We start from the raw sequence: 17,142 nt of genomic DNA, 5'->3' as shown, positions 1-17,142 counted from the left end.
CGGAGGAGGGGTGGAGGTGAGGGGAACACGCCGGACCCGGACCCGGCCCGAGCCGGCGGGGGCCAGGGGGAGGGCTCCGGCCCCGGCGGCGGGGGAGCGGAGCCACACCGTCGCCCCCGGGACCCGCGCCCCCGGGACCCGCACCCCGCGCCCGCGCCGCCGGGCGGCTGCCGGGGTGACTCGTCCACCCCGGCAACCGGGCCGCGCCGCGCCCCCTGGCCGCGGTGCGGTCTGCCGCCTGCCCGGTCGGCCGCCGTCGTCGACGGGGGCGGGTCCGGCTTACCGGTACCGGTCCCAGGCGCCGTCGCTCGCGATGTCCCTCAGCTGCTCCATCGTCAGGGGGGAAGTGGAGCGACTGGGTTCGCCCTCTACGGGGTGGGCGTTGTAGGCGGTGATGGTGACCTGGAAGCCGCCGGGCCGGATCGCGGTGACCGACCAGCGCAGGGTCCCCTTGTCACTCCAGGGATCCGGGCCCTGCCGCTCCTCGATCCTCATCCGGTCGCCGGTGTTCGTTCCGCGGCGGTCGACGGTGACCTCGACCGCGGCCCCGCCCTTCCCGTCGTCGACCTGGAGACGCACGTAGCCGCTGGGGCCCGTGCCGCCCGCGTTCCCGACGAGCTTGAGGGGTGGGGGAAGCAGCGGCTTGAAGGTGTTCACGAGCTCGAAGCCGGACGGGGCGTCCGGATCCGTGTTCCCACCACCCCGGCGCGGGAACGAGTCCAGCAGCGGCCGCCACTCCTCCGCCGTGACGAGGGTCGTCAACTGCTCCTGTGTCAGCGGCGGATCCTCCCGGGACGGTGCCGCGCCCTTCCCGGCCGGCGCGTTCGACTCCGTGACGGTGAGCGTCGAGCCGTCCGGCTTGGTCAGCCGTGCCGACCACACCTCGGGATCCTGTTCGCGGTAGGGGGCCTCGCGTCCCTGGGTGAGCAGGAGGCGGGAGCCGTCCGGCAGGTTCCTGGCCGTACACGTTCCCTTGGGTCCCCACCGGCCGACCGTCCCGGGCTTCGCCGAACAATCGGCCAGGCTGACCAGGGCGAGGGAGGGGTCGTCGGTCCGGCCCAGGGCCATGGAGACCGTCCCGGCGCCCTTGCCGTCGTCGAAGGTGACGACACCCTTCAGATAGGCGCCCAGCACGAGGCCCTCCCCGTCCGGACTCACCTCGGTGACCTTCCCCTCCGGGAGGAGCCCCTTGAGGAGGGAGACCACCCGCTCCTCCCCGGCCCGCTTCTCGTCCCCGGGCGAGGCGACGGTCACGTCCCGCCGGTCGTCGAGCAGCCCCGCGTACGCCCCTGCCGCCCCCACGATGCCCACCAGCGCCAGGCTCGCCGTGACGGCGGCCACCCGCCTGCGCCGCAACGCCCGGCGGCCCCGGGCCACCAGCACGGCCGACTGCGGGGAACCCGCCGTGCCGACCTCCGCCGCGGCCAGCTCGTGCAGGTTCCGCCTCAGGAGTTCCTCATCCGAATGGGTCGTCTCGCTCATCGTGCACTCCTTCCTGCGTATTCGGCCAGCGCCCCTGAGGCGCGCAGCCGTTCCAAAGCCCTGTTGGTCCGGCTCTTGACGGTCCCCGGCGAACAGCCGAGCAGTTCGGCCGTCTGCTCCACGGACAAGTCCTCGTAGAAGCGCAGCACCACCACGGCACGCTGCGCACGGGGCAAAGCGGCCAGCACGCGCCCCACCAGCAGCCGTCTCGCCGCGCCGTCGGCCATGTCCCCCGCGTCGGTCACGTGGTGTTCCGCGCCGCTGGGGACCTCGCTGTTCCAACGGCGCCTGCGCCACGTGGCGAAGAGGTTGACCACCACTTTGCGGGCGTAGGCCTGGGGCGACTCCCAGCCCGCCGAACGGTTCCAGCGCACGTACACCCGCACCAGCGCCGCCTGCAGTAGGTCCTCGGCCGCATGCCGATCTCCCGTCAGGAGGACGGCTGTCCGCAGCAGCGACGCGTGCGCCCCCCTCACGAACTCCGCGAACCCTGCGTCGCGTTCCGAGTCGCGGTCACCCACGGATACTCCCCCCACTCGTTCGGGCCGAGGCCCCTGTCACCCCCTCGACAACCCGGGACGCACCACAGGTTCCATGGAATTCTCAGCCCCCGGTTCCCTCGGACGAGCGTCCGGTTCATCGTCGCGGCGAACGGTTTCACCTGCACTGACGACGAGCGCGCCGCCCAGGTCGGCCGGCGACCCGCGAGCGCGGGGCGGCCAGGGAACGCCGGGGCGTACGGGTCGGGGGAGCGCCGTGCCGCGCGGCCCTGCCGAAGGCAGCCGGGCGCGAGGCCCGCCGACCGGTCCGCGCCAAGCGCGGTGCGAAGTCCACCGACGGCCGCTGGAAAGCCACACCGGACCCCCGGAACCGGGCCCGCGCCGCCCCCGCCGCTGTACGGCCCCGGCCCAGGGACGGATCGCCGCGGCAGTGACGCGCCGGGTCGCGCCTGCCGTGCACGAGCGCCGAGGTCCGTCCGAACGGAGGAAGGGCCGGTCCGCGCGCTTCTGCTCCTGACCGCAGCTCCTGACGGGGCGCACCCGCCGGCACACGTGGGCAGGCCCGGATCCGTCGCTTCCGACCGGGTGCCGCCGCCGTTCCGGCCCGTCGACGGCGGGCTGTGTGCGCCGTGGGTGCTGCCACCCGCCGCGCGGCGGCCCGTCCGGGCCGATGGCAACTACCCGTGAGGTAATCGCTGTCGTCAGCGGCCTCCGGCTACCGTCTGGTCACCGCCCCGCTCCGGGCGGATCGGAACCGGAACGAAGGAGCCCCACCGTGCCCGCTTACGGCTTCGCTCATCTCCGCCACCGTCGGCATCACAGCGACATCATCGAGTACCTGGAACGCATCCAGGCCACCCTCGACCCCTTCGCGGGCCGCTTCGTCATCCACGGCCCACCGGCCGAGGTGCTGGAGGGCACGTGGTCCGGCAGCATGGTCCTGATCGAGTTCCCCGATTTGGCGAAGGCCCGGGCCTGGTATGACTCACCGCCCTACCAGGACATCCTGCGGCTGCGTACCGATCACATCGAGGGCGATGTGGTGCTGGTCGAGGGTGTCGGTCCGGACTACGACCCGGCCGAGCGGGCGGGCAGGCTGCGCGCCGCCGCCGCCGAGCGGGCAGGGCAGCCGCCCGCGTAGCTCCGGAGTCCCCACCGCCGCCCTGTGGACACGACCGCGCGCACGACCACCAGACCCCCGCGCCGCCTCGTGCAGCCCGTGCGGTAGCCGTACGACACACCCCGAACGGACGCTGGTACGCCCGGCCTTCGGTTGCCCTCCCCACGGGGCGTCGGACGTGCTGGTGACCTGTCGGCGGCCGTCCGAGCAAGCCGACACCCCGCACCACCCGCGGCCGTCCCCCGGCCGGGCAGGAGAACCAGAACCTGACGCAGCACCACCGTGCCCGGCGGGTCCTCGCGGATCCGCCGGGCACGTGCGGAGCACGGCCGCGTGCTCCTGGCCTCACCGGGTCCCCGACTGCACCCGCGGGTGGGAGGGGGGCGGCGTGGCATGCCGCGTGGGAGCGACCTCGGGCGCGGACGGCCGGCTCTCCCTGAACCGGGTGGACGAGGCGAACTCGTAGCCCGACCAGACGCCGCCGCCACGCCATGCGGACCCGTCCCAGACGTAGGCCGAGGCGAGCGTCCCGTAATAGCCTGGCCCGCACGCCTGCCAACCACCCCAGTCGAGCCCCTGCTCCGGCCCCCACGGCCCCGGGAACTCGCCACCCGCCTGGCCCGTGGCGCCGTACTTCCAGTCGCTGGCGCGGCACACCGCCCAGGCGGAGCCGTTCCACCGGTAGACGACGGCCCGCGCGGCGGCCCAGCCGTCGGGCTTGGACAGGCCGGTCCCGCACCCCTGGGTCAGCGCGTAGGTGTTCGCGTAGGCGAGGTTGCCGGAGAACCCGCCGGGTCGCAGGTGGTCGATTCCCGCGTCCCCCTGGACGCACAGGCCGGAACCGCTGTACACGGTCACCCTGGTGGCCCAGGTCCACGCGTTCGCCGGTTGCGTCCAGACCGCGGTCATCAACAACGCGACGACCGTGCAGAACGTGGCTTTCAGAGTCAGGCGGAATGCTGCCATGGTCCCTCCATTCCCCGGTTCGCTGCGAACCGGGATCCCGCGGGCCGTTCTCGGGCGCCCCCGCGGCGAAAGCCGCCGGTGCCTCGAACGGAGCGGTGTGATCGGCCGGATGGCGCGACCGGTTCCGGCGGCGCCGGTCAGAACGGCACCGGTCGGCGGGATGCGCCGCGGACACGTGATGTGGCCGGTGTACTCACGGCCCCACGGGACGAGGTGTGTGTCGAGACTGCGAACCAGATGGCCCCGAGAAGGTGGGCCCCGGTCGGCCCACCGCCTTCCACGATAGGCGATGCGGTCACCCCGCGCCTGTCGACAACCTCCCGGACCTGCCCGGAAGCCGCTGAGGGCCGGTAGTGAAGGGGACGTTCACCCCGCCGACCGCCCTGGCCGGCTTCCGGCTCAAGCGTTTCTCGTCGGGCGCCGGAGAGTCGGTGGCACGGGGAGAGCACCGGTCGGTGGCTCCTCCGACTCCGTAGGGGTTCACGGGGAGTGACGGCACTGGGGGTCGGGCCTGGTCGGGAGGGCGGTTCTTCACGGACCGCGTGTCATGGACGGGCAACGAGGATGAAAGGGTGAACGGACTGGCGCGCGTAGCCGGACGCGCACCTGAAGGAGCTTCTCAGCGAAGCCTTCCCGGAGTTCATCACCGCTGACCGACTGGTGAAGGAGTGCACAGGCGGGGTCGGGGAGTGGTTCGCCGATGTGAATCTCACGTGGGTGGACGAAGACGATGCCCCCGTCGCCTCGGGCAGGCGTGTGCCGATCCACTGGGACGGGCTGCCCGAGTCCCTTCCCGCGGGGTACACCCAGGCGCTTGTCCCTGCCGTCGAGGGCCGTGAGCAAGGAGCCGACCCCCATGCCCTGGTGATCTGCGGAACCCACGGCCGTCGGCACAGCCCGGCCACCACCCTCCCGCGTGGCTGCTGTCGTGTCGTCGCTGCGCCCGCCGTGTCCGCGGGCTCGTTCCGGGAACAGGTCCCCGACCACCGGAAGAACCGGCGCCGTCGTCTGCGGGGCTGCGTCGTGGACGCCGCCCGCGTACCCGGCGCACTCGCGAAGGATCCCCGGGTACGCGTGAACGTGCCCACTCCGGCGTGCCGCGCAGCGCCGGGCCGTTCGGGAGGAGCCGGCGGCGGGTCGTTCGGGAGGAGCCCGCCTCGGGACCGATGCCGTCCCTACGGAAACTCCCGTCGCTCGGCGTCCACCGGAGAGACGGGGCTGGCGCTCAGAGGCAGGAGTTGGGGGCGCTTCGCGGTCCGGCCGTCGCCGGAGGACCGGCCGCGCAGACGGCGTCCGAGCCAGGGAGCGAGGAACGCGGCCGCCCAGCGCAGTTCGGCTGCCGCGGCTTGCCGTCCCGAAGGGACCGTCTGCGGCGGCAGGGGACGCGTCCAGGCGTCGTCGCTTCCGGGGAGGTGGACGGCTTGGGCGAGCGCTGCGGCGATCCGCTCGTGGCCCAGGGGGCTGGCGTGGAGCCGGTCCGCGGTCCACAGCCGTGGGTCGGTGGTGACGGCGTGCCGGGCGGTTTCGGCGACCGTGACCCCGTGACGGGCGGCCGCGGCGCGGATGCGGGTGTTGAGGTCGAACACGCGGGACCTGAGGGGCCGGGCAAGGGGTGCGATCTTCCCCACGTCGGGGAAGGTCAGGGTCACCACGTGGGCTCCGGCGGCCGTGAGCGCGGCGAACATCTCCTCCAGGTGACCGGCCACCTCTGCGGCGTCGAACCGGGGTCGGAGCAGGTCGTTGACTCCGGCGACGACGGTGGCCAGGTCGGGGCGCAGGGCCAGGGCCGGCCCCAGTTGTTCGGCGCGGACCTGACCGGCGACACGTCCCCGTACGGCGAGATTGGCGTACCGGAGCCCGGGGTTGACGGCTGCGAGGTGTTCGGCGAACCGGTCGGCGAAGCCGCGCAGGCCGACGGTGTCGTTCCCGTCGCCCAGCCCTTCGGTCTGGCTGTCGCCCAGGGCGACGTAACGCAGGTATTCACCGTGCGGCATGAGTCGTCTGCCTTTCTCGCAGGACGGTTGCGATCCGCAGACACCAGTCCCGATGGCCCTGCTCGAAGGCCAGGCCGCGCAGGCACGTCAAGTACGGCCCGATCCGCTCGGCTCGGCGTAGGAATTCCTCTTCGTCCGCGTCACCGCGCATCTGCCGCAGGAGCTTGCCGAAAAGTTCGATCTTGGCCTCGGCCTCGGCCGCCCGCTTCTCGAGCTGTTCGATCACCGGTGCGGTGCCGATGCGGTCGGCGACCTGGACTTTGACCAGCAGGTCGTCGCGGATGAACGAGGGCTTCGACACGGCTGCGGCGAACTCCTCCAACTCGGCGCGACCGGCGTCGGTGACGTGGAACAGGCGTTTGTTGGGCCGGGACTCCTGGACCACCTGCCGACCCGCGACCAGCCCTTCCTTCTCCAGCTTGGCCAGCTCGGCGTACAACTGCTGGGGCAGGGCGTGCCAGAAGTTCGCGACGCCGACGTCGAACGCCTTCGCCAACTGGTATCCGCTGTACTCGCCGTCCAGCAGCGCCGCCAGCACGGCATGTCGCAAGGCCATCGAAGCAGTCCCCTCCCCGGTCCTCGTCCACCGCCGCATCATAATCAAGAAAATGACTAATCTGCTCCTTGAATATGAAGCGGAGTCAGGGGATCCGCTCAACGCCTTCCGTGCCGCCGTGGAGAAGTACGGTCTCGCGACACCGGACGGCTCTGACGGGGCGGGGGGCGATTGATTTCGCTCGTTCTCTCCAGTCGGCGGTGGAGGGGCGCGGGGCCGCCCGCCGTGCTGCGTCGTCCCGCCGGTCGTCGCTCGGGTGGCGGTCGAGTTTGCCCTGGCCGTGCCTGTTCCGGCTGTTCCGTACGGCGCCGCGCCGTCCTGTCGCAGGACGGCTCGGCTCCCTTGCCGTCCGGTGGGCCCCGGCGTCGTGGGACCGCCCGTCCGCCGGCTGCGCCCCCCTCCTTTGCGGTAGGGGCTCAGACCGGCCGCGTGCTCCTCGTTGGTCCTCCGGCGGGCGCCGGCGCGGTCCGCGTCATGTGCTCGGGCCGGTGGCCTGGGCGAGCAGTCCGTCGACGAACGCGCGGAGCCCGTCGCGGTAGGTGTCCTGCCCGGCCAGGGCGGGCCACTGCTCGCCGATGGCCGCCAGGTGGGGGACGCGGGCCGCGTCGAAGGTCTTGCGGTGGGCGGGGCGCCGGTCGTCGGAGCGCCGGTGCGGGGAGCGGGCGCGGACGAGGACTTCGCCGACGGTGTAGTACCACAGGCTGCGGAAGACGTGGACGGCTTCCGCCTGCGTGCATCCGTGGTCGCCGGCCGCGGCCACGATGGCCTCGACCATCCACAGCGCGGACTCGTCGAGCAGGCCCACGAAGCCGTCGGCGGACAGGACCTCCGCGGCCCAGGGCCAGGCGGCGAGGGCGTCGTGCATGGCGGTGGCGGCCGCGATGATGCGGTCCTTCGGCGCGGAGGGGAGTTCGGGGCGTTCGAGCTGGCCGACGTGCTGGTCGAGGAGGAGGACCAGCAGGTCCTCCTTGTCGCGGATGTGGTGGTAGAGGGTGGTCGCCCCGATGCCCAGCTCGGCGGCCAGGCGGCGGATGGTGAGCTTCTCCCAGCCGTCCTGGTCGATGAGTCGGCGGGCCGCGGCCAGGATCTGCGCGCGGGAGGTCACGGGCGGCCGGCCGATGCGGCCGCGCGGTGCGGGTGGTCGGGGCATCGCCCCATCATGCCGTCCGCCCTTCCCGTCGCGGAACGGGGCGCGGGTTCGGCTTTCGGTGTTCCCGGTGGCGGCTTCCGGTGCTACTTTCGGAACATGTTCCTAAAGGGGGGTGGCCGCCACCGCGTGTGGCACCGCCGGAAAGCGGCAGGACACGGGAGGGCGATGGGCCGCACCGCTCCCACCCGGCCGGGAGGGCAGTCCCCACCCGTCCGCAGGCGGTCCTCGCGACGGGCGGCCGGGAGCGGTGCCGGACCGCGACGGGATGCCGTGTCGGGGCCAGCTGCCTGGCCGATTCGCGGAACATCTCCCTTCGCACCCGCAGTGACCCGATCCTGAAAGGACGGACGTCGTGAAGATCCGACTCGTCTTATGCGCAAGCGCAGCCGCACTGGGCATGTGCACGAGCGCGGTGACGGCAGCACCCGCGCCGGCACCCGACCCGACGAGGGCCGCACCGGCCGCCCGTACCGCTTCGGACACCGGCCTCGACCCCGCGGGGTTGGGGGCCGCGCTGGACGGTGTTCACCGCGCCGGAATACCAGGGGTGTTCGCAGAGGTCCGCGACGCCGACCGGACCTGGCGCGGTGCCTCCGGGGTCGCCGACCTCGCGACCGGCCGCCCCGTCACCCCCGACCTGCGCCACCGCGTCGGCAGCGTCACCAAGACCTTCACCGCCGCCGCGATCATGCAGCAGGTCGAGCAGGGCCGCATCGGACTCGACGTGCCGATCGGCACCTACCTGCCCCATCTGGTACCGGCGGAGCGCGGCAGGAAGATCACGGTACGGATGCTGCTCAACCACACCAGCGGCATCCCCGACCACATCCGCTACGCGTTCCCCTCACTTCTTCAGGTCCCCGTCCACCCGGGCAGCCTGGACGACAACCGGTTCCGCCGGTTCAGCCCGGCCGAACTGATCGAGCTGGGCCTCACGGCCCCTCCGGCCGGCGAGCCCGGCGGTTCGACGGGCGTGTACTCCAACGTCAACTACCTCCTCCTCGGCCAGCTCCTGGAAGAGGTGACCGGCACCACGGCCGAGTGGTACATCACCCGCCACGTCATCGAGCGCGCCGGCCTGCGCCACACCGGCTTCCCGACCGGGCCGCGCCTCAAGGGCCCCCACTCGCGGATGTACGAGGCGCTGCACGGCTTCGTCGACCCGCCGCGCGACTACAGCGTCTACGACATGTCGTGGGTGGGCACCGGTGCCGCCCTGGTCTCGACGATGGAGGACCTCAACCGCTTCTACGGCGAACTGCTCGCCGGGAGGGTCGTCGGCGAGGCGTCGCTCGCGCAGATGCAGCGGACGGTCCCCGTGCGCGCCCTCGACGGATCGACGATCGACTACGGCCTGGGCCTGCACAAGGTGTCCGTCCCGGGCTGCGGCACCTTCTGGGGGCACGACGGCACGGTCTGGGGAGCCGGCACGATGTCCCTGACCCGCGCCGACGGCAAACGCCGGATGTCCGTCGCGGTCAACCTCATCAGATGGAACCGGCTGGACGCCGCCGGTGAACCGCAGCACCACCCCATCGACGACGCGCTGGAGGCGCTGTACCGACAGGCCCTGTACGGAACCACGAAGTCGGCACCCTGACCGACCCGGCCGGGCGCGCCGGCCGTCGACCCCGCCACGGCGCGTCCGGGCCGCAGCGCGTCCGGCAGACGGCCGGACACGGCGGGTCCGGCGGGCGGCGGGTCCGGTCAACCGCCGTCGACGCCGCCGAGCGGCTTCACCGCCGCGGGGGCGCGACGGTGCTCCGAGGCGCACATGGCCAGGCGTGCGTCACGGACGGACGCGGCCCAGGAGGCGGCTCCCCCTCCACGGTGGCCCGGCCCGAGGAGCGCGCCGACTGCCTGACTGTCCGGTGGCCGGGTACGAGGGGCACGGACGGTCGGCGGTCAAGTGCGAGCGGTACGGCGGTCGGCGGCATCCGGCCGGTCCGGTGTGTGGCGTGGCCGCTTCGTCACCGCTCTCCCCCCGCGACGGCTCCGCTCCCTCCCGCTCGGTGTCCCCCTGTGGGCGCCTTGTCGTGCCGGTATCCGCGGTCCCGTTCGGCCCTGGTGCCCTGGTGCTCCGGCGCCGAGTCGGCCGCGTCGTCCGGCCGCGTCCGGGCCCGTCGCCCGGCGTGGCGCCGGGGTGTCGAGGGTTGTCAGGGTGGCCCTGACGTCCGTACGCTGCCTGTCAGGATCAGCCTGACAGGCAGGTTGGGGTCGCAGGAGGGGGCGCCATGCCCGCGGAGATGCTGGAACGCGACGGCCGGGTGTGCTCGTTCTGCGGCAAGCCCGAGGCGGAGTTGGCCAAGCTGATCGCCGGTCCGGGGGTGAACATCTGCAACGAGTGTGTGGACCTGGCCGCCTCGATCGTGGCCGAGTACCGCCCGGGCCCGATCGAGCTGCGGATGCCGATGTGGGGCGATCTGACCGACGCGGAGATGCTGGAGCGGCTGCCCCGGGTCGCGACCGTCGCCGATCAGGTCGAGGCCGATCTGCGCATGTGGGTCACGGAGTTGCGGCGACGCGGCGTGACCTGGGCCAGGATCGGTGAGGCGCTCGGCATCACCCGCCAGTCGGCCTGGGAACGGTTCTCCGGGGAGGAGTGACCCGGGGACGCCGCCCGTGCCCGAGCCCCGGACCCGGGGGATGGACCGGGATCGGCCTGCGGGCAGTCCGGAACCCGCTCGACAGTGATCACTTGACCGGTCCGCGGAGCCGGAGCACCAGCCGGTCCAGGGCGACTCCGGCACGGTAGCGGTCGGCGGTGGAGGCCGCCGGCGCGAGCGGAAAGCCGCGCGTGCGGCGGCTGTCGCGACCGCCGAGTCAGATGAGGTGCGGGGGAGTCCCGGCCCCTGTGGCGCGGGGAGGATCGCTGGGTGCTGATCTCCCGCTCTCCCGCCCCGGGCCTCCTTCCGGATGCGGGCGTCCCTGTGGCGCCCGCGACCGGCCCACTACGGCCGGACGCGCGGACTTCCTGTACTGCGGACCGCGGTGCCGGCGAAGGCGCACCGGCGCCGCGCTGCCGTCCGTCCCGGCCCCGATCGGCACGCCCAGCGATGACGGGGCAGTCGCCCCAGGACCGGTCCCGCCCGCCGGGCCCGGGCGGTCCGGCTGATACGCCGCGGTGCCGGGGGCCGGCGTGTGCTTACGGCCGGTGGCCGTGTTTCCCCGGGGCGACAGGGGGCAACCGACGCAGGGCAAGTCGGTGAGATGGGGGAGGTTGACATGAGCGCGGTACGCGGGACGTCCTTGTCACCTCGCGCGGTGGCGCGGGGCGCGGCGAACAGCTCGGCTCTCGGTGTGGCGGCGCGGTGCGGCCTGGCGGCCAGGGGCGTGCTGTACGTACTCATCGGGTTGATCGCCCTGCGGATCGCGTTCGGTGAGGGAGGCGGCCAGGCGGACCGCGGCGGCGCGCTTGCCGAACTGTCGACCCAGCCCATGGGATCGGTCCTGCTGTGGGCGGTCGGCCTGGGGCTGGTCGGAATGGCCCTGTGGCGGCTTTCGGAGGCGGTGTTCGGCGCGGCCGGCGCCGGCGGGCGCAAGCCGGGCAAGCGATTGATGTCGGCGGCCCGCTGCGTCTTCTACGCGTTCGTCGCCTACTCGGTCCTGGCGTTCGCCGCCGGTGAGAGCGGCAGCGGCAGCGGGTCGGGCGACCGGCAGTCCAAGGACGTCACCGCGCGGGCGCTCGAACTGCCCGGCGGCCAGTGGATCGTGGGCCTGGTCGGGGCGGGCATCGTCGTGGCGGGTGTGTGGATGGCCGGACGGGCCGCGCTGCGGAAGTACCGCAAGCACCTGGAACTCGCCACGATGTCCCGCTGGGAACGGCGGTTCACCGACGTGACCGGGGTCGGCGGGGGTGTGGCGCGCGGCGCCGTGTTCGCGGCCGTCGGCGTCTTCGTCACGCGCGCCGCGCTGACGTACGAGCCGGACGAGGCCAAGGGCCTGGACGACGCGCTGCGCTCGTTCGCCGAAACCCCGGCGGGCCCGGGGCTGCTGGTGCTCGTCGCCGCGGGGATGGCGCTCTTCGGACTGTTCTCCTTCGCCTCGGCCCGGTGGCGCCGGGTCTGAGGACCCCCGGGTGACCGGACGCCGCGGCGACGGAGGCACCCTTTTCCCGCACCCTGGCACCCTGGTGGATGCCAGGGTGTTTCTCTCGGTCCTCCCACGAAACGCAACCGGGCGCGGGCGGGCGGGCCGTGCCGCCGGGCCGCCGTCCGAGCACCGCCGTCACCGGGAGCGGCGTTGATTCCCGAGCGGTTGAAGGGCCGTGGTCGGGCTGCCCGCCCGGCACTCCGGCTCCGGCCTTCGGCCCGCAGCCGGCCGGGCACGCGGCGGACCTGACCTCACATCACCTCCAAGACCGGGCGGCGGCTACGGACCGGGCGCGGCTACGAGTCGAAAGCGGCGGGCGGCGGAAGGCGCCTGCGCCGCCGGTCGCACCCGAGCCGGGATCAGATGAGCCTGCACTCCACCGAGTCGTCGATCCGCACGGTTTCGAGCGTCCCCAACCACGTGTCGACGACCGTCCCGGGCCGCACGCACTCGACCCCGCCCTTGGTGTCACCGATCCAGACGCTCTCATGGCGCGTGTTGACGACCCGGCCGGGCCGGTCCGCCACCCGCGCACCGGCCCACCACCCCACTACCGACGATTGCCCCGCGCTGCCCCGCACTGCCGCGTCCGCATCCGCACCCGCCCCCACTGGCTCCGTTGCCGGCGAGGTGCCGGTACGTCGAGGTCTCCGGGACCCGACAGGGTTCCCGAGGTGTCAGTTCATCAACAGCAGGCGTGTGTTCGCGACGAGCTTCCGGTTCACACTGGTGCTCTGCACGAAGATCGTGAAGTCGTCGTTGTGATCCGGCTTGACGCGGACTTCCACGTCCGGCAGACCGAGCAGGGCCCGGGCCTCGGGTCCCGTGTACACCCGATCCGTCTTCTTCTCCAGCACCGCGATCTGCTTCCGCGCCTGGACCTTCTCCGACTTGCTCAGCTGGTAGAACGCGCACCCGGTACGATAGGTGTGCCCGCGTTCGACGACCCAGTCCCGGATCGCCGCGTCACGGGCCACCGGGACCAGTTGGTACCGCGACGGGTCCACCGGGGAGAGGCCGGCGGCCTTGATGGTGTCCTCGTTGACCGCCTCCGCACCCGTGGAGAACACCGTCCGCGATCCCCGGATGCCCTGGGTGCGGCCCACCATGAACTTCTCGGTGGCCTGCTGGATGACCTGCCCGGCCTCCTCCAGGCCCTGGGAGCTCGTGGCGTCCCAGATGGCGATGTTGTCCTTCGGGAAACCGCACCGCATGGCCTCGCGCTTGCCCACCTGGTCCGGCACCAGGACGGCCAGCGTCCAGTTGTCCTCCTGCGTCTCGATCATCTCGGCCACGGCCCCCACCAGTTCACGCGGATCCCTGGTAGGGGCGCCCGGGCAGCGGTGGCTCGCGTTCTCCTGCCCGTCGGTGAGTATGAACGTCAGGAAGCTGTGGTCGCCGTACAACTGGGCCGTCTGCGCCAGTTCCCGCTGCGACTTCAGCGCGGCCGCCAGCAGAGCCGTCATTCCACCGACCCGGTACAACTGCTTCAGCGACGGCATCCGCAGCACGTCCTTGTCGTAGATGACGCACTGCACCTCGTCCGCGAAGACGTACACCGTGACACGGGTCTCCTGGTCCAACTCCCTCGACCGGCGGGCGAGGTAGGCGATCTGCTGGTCGGCGACCTCGACGACCTTGCGGCTCAGGTGCGACATGGACGAACTGGCATCCAGCACAAGGGCGACGTGATTGATGTAGTTCTGGCTCCCGGACATGACAGCTCCCCCTCGTTCCGACTCGATGCTCCTACCGTCTCACCCACCACTGACAATCGACCGTGGCTCCCGGACCGGATGAAGAGCCCACCCGGCCAGGGGTCCCACCGGGCCGCAGCACGGGACCCCGGGCGCTGCCACGACCCGGAGCCCCTGCCCCTCCGCGGCCCGCCGCCACCCCCCCCGCCGCCCCCGTCGAACCGTCCGACCGGCAGCCCCGCTTCCCGATGCCGCGTGCCGCACCTGCCACTGCGGGCCCTGCCGAACTCGTGCGCTCAGCACGCGGCTCAACAGGGCCCGCAGCCACCCTGCGCAGACCCGGGGCCCGCCCGGCCACCCGCGCCGGCACAACGCCGGCGCCCACGACTCCGACGACCCCCGGCCGCTCAGCACCGAGGACACACGCGTGTCCGCAGGGGGCGGGGCCGCGCCGAGGCCGGGACGCCCCGGCCCGGTCACGAACCGGGCCGACGCCCCGGCACCTCGCTAACCGACCCGCTGCATCGCCTTCTGGCGCCGTTCCGCCATCGCGGCCCCGGACTCGCGGCGGGCCATCCTGCGCAGGACGGCCGGTGCGAGGAGCAACCCGGCGACTGCCCATGCGCCCAGCACGCCCACCGTCTCCAGGTACCGCCAGGATCCGCCGATCTCGGCGGCGACCGCCTCGGCCGGCAGCAACGCGGCCCGAAGACCGAGGCCGAGCCAGTACATGGGGAAGACCTGCCCGACGGTCTGCAGCCACCCGGGCAGCTCCGACAGGGGGAAGTAGATTCCGGAGACCACGATGAGTCCCATCACCGGCAGCATCATCAACCCGACGGCGCGCGGACTGTTGACGAGCGAGCCGATGACCGCGCCCATCGGCAGGGTCGCCAGGAGGCCCAGCGGCACCACCCACACCAGCGTCAGCAACGCCCCACCGCCCTGTCGGGCGACTCCGTCGACCATGAACACGCCCAGGGCGAAGGGGAGGGCCATGGAGACGAGAGCCGTACCCGACACCATGATGATCTTGCCGGTCAGGTAGCCGACCATGCCGTGGGGCACGGCCTTCGCCCGCAGCAGCGTGCCGTCCTCCCGCTCGGTCGCCAGCAACTGCGCCGTGGTCATCACCCCGGTGAACGCGAGCGTCATCCCCAGCATGCTCGGCAGCATGAACGCGCCGGTCGAGATGCCCGCACCCGCCAGCGGATCGTCCCCGGCCAGGAACAGCGGCACCATGAGCAGGACCGTCCAGAGCACGTACCCGAACACGTCCTGGCCGGTGGTGAAGGTCTGCCGGAGTTCCGTCCAGCCACGCCGCACCCCTGCCCCCGCCGCGTACCACACCGGGCTCATCGCGCCCCCTCCCCGAAAACGTGTGCCGCCCGCTCGCCGGGGACACTCCCCGCTTCCCACTCCCTCACCATCGCCAGGTAGGTGTCCTCCAGGCTCGCCCGGCGCACCTCCAGCCCGCCGATCGCCTCGCCGTGCTCCTCGAACAGCCGACGGACGAACCGGGTGGGTTCGGCCGTCGCCTGCTCGAAACGCCGCCCGTCCCGGGTCCAGCGCACGGTGGCCTCGGCCGAGACCTGCCGCGACAGCTCTTCGGCCGTGCCATCGGCCACGATCCGGCCGCCGGCCAGAACGAGGATCCGGTCAGCGAGCTTCTCCGCCTCGGCGAGGTCGTGCGTGGTCATCAAAACGGTGGTGTTCTCGTCCGCGAGCCCACGCACCAGGCCGTGGAACTCGTTCCTGGCCTCCGGATCCAGACCGGCCGTCGGCTCGTCCAGGAACAGCAGCTCGGGTCTGCCCACGATGCCGACGGCCACGTCGAACCGCCTGCGCTGCCCGCCCGACAGCGTCCCGACCCGCTTGTCCGCCTGCTCGGTCAGCCCCACCGCGGCGATGAGCTCGTCGACGTCCCACGGCCGCCGTACGAGGGCGGTGGAGTACGGCACGTAGTAGGACCCCAGGTGTGCCAGCAGTTCCCGCACCCGCCACTTGCCGTGGTCGCGCCACGACTGCAACACGATGCCCAAGCGCGCACGCCACCGCTCGTCCCCGCGCGCCGGATCGACGCCGAGGACGGTCACGTCACCGGCCGAGCGCATCCGGAAGCCTTCCAGGACCTCGATCGTGGTCGTCTTGCCCGCGCCGTTCGGGCCGAGCAGCACGACGACCTCGCCCCGCCGGGCCGTGAACCCCACCCCCTTCAGTACGTCCTGGCTGCGGTAGCACATCCGCAGGTCCCGTACGTCGATGACCCTGTCGCTCTTCGGCGACGGGCTGCTCCCTGCTCCGGGCGAAGCGTGAGCGGTCGTCATCGGTGTCCCCCGTTCCGTCTCGTGATCCGTCCTTCGAGGCCGGGGAGCCGGAGGCCGTGCCGATGTCCGCGGTCATGGGACGTGTCCACGGCTGTGGCCGTTGTCGCCCGGCGGCAGCCGTACGCGCCCTCCCCGGGCGAACACGTTACCGAACGGTTCAGGAGTTCCACGCTGCTCCACCGCCCCGGCGGGGCGCCCATCGACCACGACGGCCGTACTCCTCGTACGGGGCCTGGTGAGGTCAGGTGGTCTGGCCGCCGTCGACGACGAGGGCGGCGCCGGTGGTGAAGGCGGCGCCGTGTGGCACGGCCACAGCACGGCGGAGGCGATCTCCTCGGGCTTGCCGAGGCGGCCGAAGGGCTCGTCGGCGACGCCGGAGGCGGCTCCGGTGACGAACGCGGTCCTGCCGCGGAAGTCGTAGGCGATGTCCACGTCGGTTCTTCTTCCTGCCCGGTGTGCCGGTGTCGGAGGGCGGCTTCGACGCGTACCCGGTCGGCGGTCACGAGGGGCCCGGTGTCCCGGTGGCCGGTGAGGCGGCCGAGGACGACGGTACGAAGGAGGGCGTGAGGCACGGGCCGCTCTCCTCACGATGGTGCGCGCGCTGGCGCCGTCCCTCGGCGCCAGGAGCGTGAGGCACGGGCTCGGCCTCCTCACCCGGCCTCCTCGCCCGGCGCGGATCCGGACGGGCCGCCGCACCGCGGACGCGGCGGTCCGGGAACGGCCGCCCGGGGGTGCGGCGGCCCGGCGCCGGGTTCAGCGCGTGGCCGGGGCGGCGGCGTACTCCTCGTCGGTGACGGGGTCCAGCCAGTGCACGACGTCGTGGTCGTGATCGCCCTCGTTGATGGCCAGGTGGACCATCAGCCGGTTCGGCGCAGCGCCGTGCCGGTGCTCCTCGCCGGCCCCGAGCAGGACGCGGTCGTCGGGGCGGATGGTCTCCACCGGTCCGCCGCTGACCCCTTGTCAGTAGCCCCACCCCTCCCTACCTTTGTGCAGCGAGTCCTTGGTCCAGCGGGTCCACCGGCCCGCGCCGGCCATTTCCTGCTCCTCGGCGCAGGACAAACCATGGAGGCGTCACATGCCCGTAGCCGTGCCGGATCTTCTGGAAGCCGACGGATTCCGCGACGCGGGTCCACTGGAGATCGACGACGAGGCGATCGTGTTCGAGGACGACGACCGCGGCGACCGCGAGCACACGGCGTGTCTCGCCGACCCCTGGGTGACCGCCACCACCCGCTTCGCCTGTGACCTGAACTCGTAG

Annotated in this window: 18 protein-coding genes; 6 read left to right on the top strand and 12 right to left on the bottom strand. The window is 72.8% G+C overall.

Annotated elements, in window-relative coordinates; translation table 11 throughout:
- Positions 1–279 precede the first annotated feature (279 nt).
- Positions 280–1,482, bottom strand: coding sequence for a hypothetical protein (locus tag RND61_RS10235; RefSeq protein WP_315877527.1), 1,203 nt, complete (start codon positions 1,480–1,482; stop codon positions 280–282).
- Complete coding sequence (locus RND61_RS10230; RefSeq protein WP_315877526.1) at positions 1,479–2,003, bottom strand: SigE family RNA polymerase sigma factor; 525 nt, start codon at positions 2,001–2,003, stop codon at positions 1,479–1,481. Before RND61_RS10230 ends, RND61_RS10235 begins: the two co-directional genes overlap by 4 nt.
- 754 nt (positions 2,004–2,757) lie before the next feature.
- Between RND61_RS10230 and RND61_RS10225 the strand changes: the two genes are divergently transcribed.
- Positions 2,758–3,123 carry a DUF1330 domain-containing protein gene (locus RND61_RS10225; RefSeq protein WP_315877525.1) on the top strand — a complete coding sequence of 122 codons (366 nt, stop codon included), beginning with the start codon at positions 2,758–2,760 and terminating at the stop codon, positions 3,121–3,123.
- Positions 3,124–3,447: 324 nt separating this feature from the next.
- Here the strand turns inward: RND61_RS10225 and RND61_RS10220 are convergent, their stop codons facing one another.
- The 3 genes from RND61_RS10220 to RND61_RS10210 form a co-directional block, all read right to left on the bottom strand.
- The gene (locus RND61_RS10220; RefSeq protein WP_315877524.1) at positions 3,448–4,068 is read right to left on the bottom strand and encodes a hypothetical protein; all 621 of its coding nucleotides are present in this window, start codon (positions 4,066–4,068) and stop codon (positions 3,448–3,450) included.
- Positions 4,069–5,243: 1,175 nt separating this feature from the next.
- The gene (locus tag RND61_RS10215) at positions 5,244–6,062 is read right to left on the bottom strand and encodes an SGNH/GDSL hydrolase family protein (RefSeq protein ID WP_315877523.1); all 819 of its coding nucleotides are present in this window, start codon (positions 6,060–6,062) and stop codon (positions 5,244–5,246) included.
- Positions 6,049–6,618, bottom strand: coding sequence for a PadR family transcriptional regulator (locus RND61_RS10210; protein ID WP_315877522.1), 570 nt, complete (start codon positions 6,616–6,618; stop codon positions 6,049–6,051). Before RND61_RS10210 ends, RND61_RS10215 begins: the two co-directional genes overlap by 14 nt.
- A gap of 52 nt (positions 6,619–6,670) precedes the next feature.
- Here RND61_RS10210 and RND61_RS10205 point away from each other — a divergent pair, with 52 nt between their 5' ends.
- Positions 6,671–6,793, top strand: a complete 123-nt coding sequence (locus RND61_RS10205) for a hypothetical protein (RefSeq protein WP_315877521.1) — start codon at positions 6,671–6,673, stop codon at positions 6,791–6,793.
- 297 nt (positions 6,794–7,090) lie between these two features.
- Here the strand turns inward: RND61_RS10205 and RND61_RS10200 are convergent, their stop codons facing one another.
- Positions 7,091–7,768 carry a TetR/AcrR family transcriptional regulator gene (locus tag RND61_RS10200; protein WP_315877520.1) on the bottom strand — a complete coding sequence of 226 codons (678 nt, stop codon included), beginning with the start codon at positions 7,766–7,768 and terminating at the stop codon, positions 7,091–7,093.
- A gap of 502 nt (positions 7,769–8,270) precedes the next feature.
- Between RND61_RS10200 and RND61_RS10195 the strand changes: the two genes are divergently transcribed.
- The 3 genes from RND61_RS10195 (at position 8,271) to RND61_RS10185 (ending at position 11,836) form a co-directional block, all read left to right on the top strand.
- Complete coding sequence (locus RND61_RS10195) at positions 8,271–9,368, top strand: serine hydrolase domain-containing protein (protein WP_315877565.1); 1,098 nt, start codon at positions 8,271–8,273, stop codon at positions 9,366–9,368.
- A gap of 634 nt (positions 9,369–10,002) precedes the next feature.
- Entirely contained in the window at positions 10,003–10,374 is a 372-nt protein-coding gene (locus RND61_RS10190; RefSeq protein WP_315877519.1) for a ClpX C4-type zinc finger protein, read from the top strand.
- Between the two features lie 619 nt (positions 10,375–10,993).
- Positions 10,994–11,836 carry a DUF1206 domain-containing protein gene (locus RND61_RS10185; RefSeq protein ID WP_315877518.1) on the top strand — a complete coding sequence of 281 codons (843 nt, stop codon included), beginning with the start codon at positions 10,994–10,996 and terminating at the stop codon, positions 11,834–11,836.
- 383 nt (positions 11,837–12,219) lie between these two features.
- Here the strand turns inward: RND61_RS10185 and RND61_RS10180 are convergent, their stop codons facing one another.
- The 6 genes from RND61_RS10180 to RND61_RS10155 all read right to left on the bottom strand — a co-directional run bounded on the left by RND61_RS10180 (position 12,220) and on the right by RND61_RS10155 (position 16,823).
- Positions 12,220–12,387 carry a hypothetical protein gene (locus tag RND61_RS10180; protein WP_315877517.1) on the bottom strand — a complete coding sequence of 56 codons (168 nt, stop codon included), beginning with the start codon at positions 12,385–12,387 and terminating at the stop codon, positions 12,220–12,222.
- Between the two features lie 150 nt (positions 12,388–12,537).
- On the bottom strand, positions 12,538–13,578 hold the full coding sequence (locus RND61_RS10175; protein WP_315877516.1) for a vWA domain-containing protein: 1,041 nt from the start codon (positions 13,576–13,578) through the stop codon (positions 12,538–12,540).
- A 486-nt stretch (positions 13,579–14,064) separates the two neighbouring features.
- Positions 14,065–14,916, bottom strand: a complete 852-nt coding sequence (locus tag RND61_RS10170) for an ABC transporter permease (protein WP_315877515.1) — start codon at positions 14,914–14,916, stop codon at positions 14,065–14,067.
- The gene (locus tag RND61_RS10165; protein ID WP_315877514.1) at positions 14,913–15,884 is read right to left on the bottom strand and encodes an ABC transporter ATP-binding protein; all 972 of its coding nucleotides are present in this window, start codon (positions 15,882–15,884) and stop codon (positions 14,913–14,915) included. Before RND61_RS10165 ends, RND61_RS10170 begins: the two co-directional genes overlap by 4 nt.
- Positions 15,885–15,956: 72 nt before the next feature.
- The gene (locus tag RND61_RS10160) at positions 15,957–16,316 is read right to left on the bottom strand and encodes a hypothetical protein (protein WP_315877513.1); all 360 of its coding nucleotides are present in this window, start codon (positions 16,314–16,316) and stop codon (positions 15,957–15,959) included.
- A 321-nt stretch (positions 16,317–16,637) separates the two neighbouring features.
- Positions 16,638–16,823, bottom strand: a complete 186-nt coding sequence (locus tag RND61_RS10155) for a hypothetical protein (protein ID WP_315877512.1) — start codon at positions 16,821–16,823, stop codon at positions 16,638–16,640.
- A gap of 136 nt (positions 16,824–16,959) precedes the next feature.
- On the opposite strand from RND61_RS10155, the gene RND61_RS10150 reads away from it, so the two are divergent.
- Complete coding sequence (locus RND61_RS10150) at positions 16,960–17,142, top strand: SflA family class IV lanthipeptide (RefSeq protein WP_315877511.1); 183 nt, start codon at positions 16,960–16,962, stop codon at positions 17,140–17,142.

This window comes from Streptomyces tamarix (assembly GCF_032423885.1).
Classification (GTDB): Bacteria; Actinomycetota; Actinomycetes; order Streptomycetales; family Streptomycetaceae; genus Streptomyces; species Streptomyces tamarix.
The sequence above is the reverse complement of the archived record's forward strand: the minus strand, read 5'-3'. Positions and strand labels throughout refer to the sequence as shown.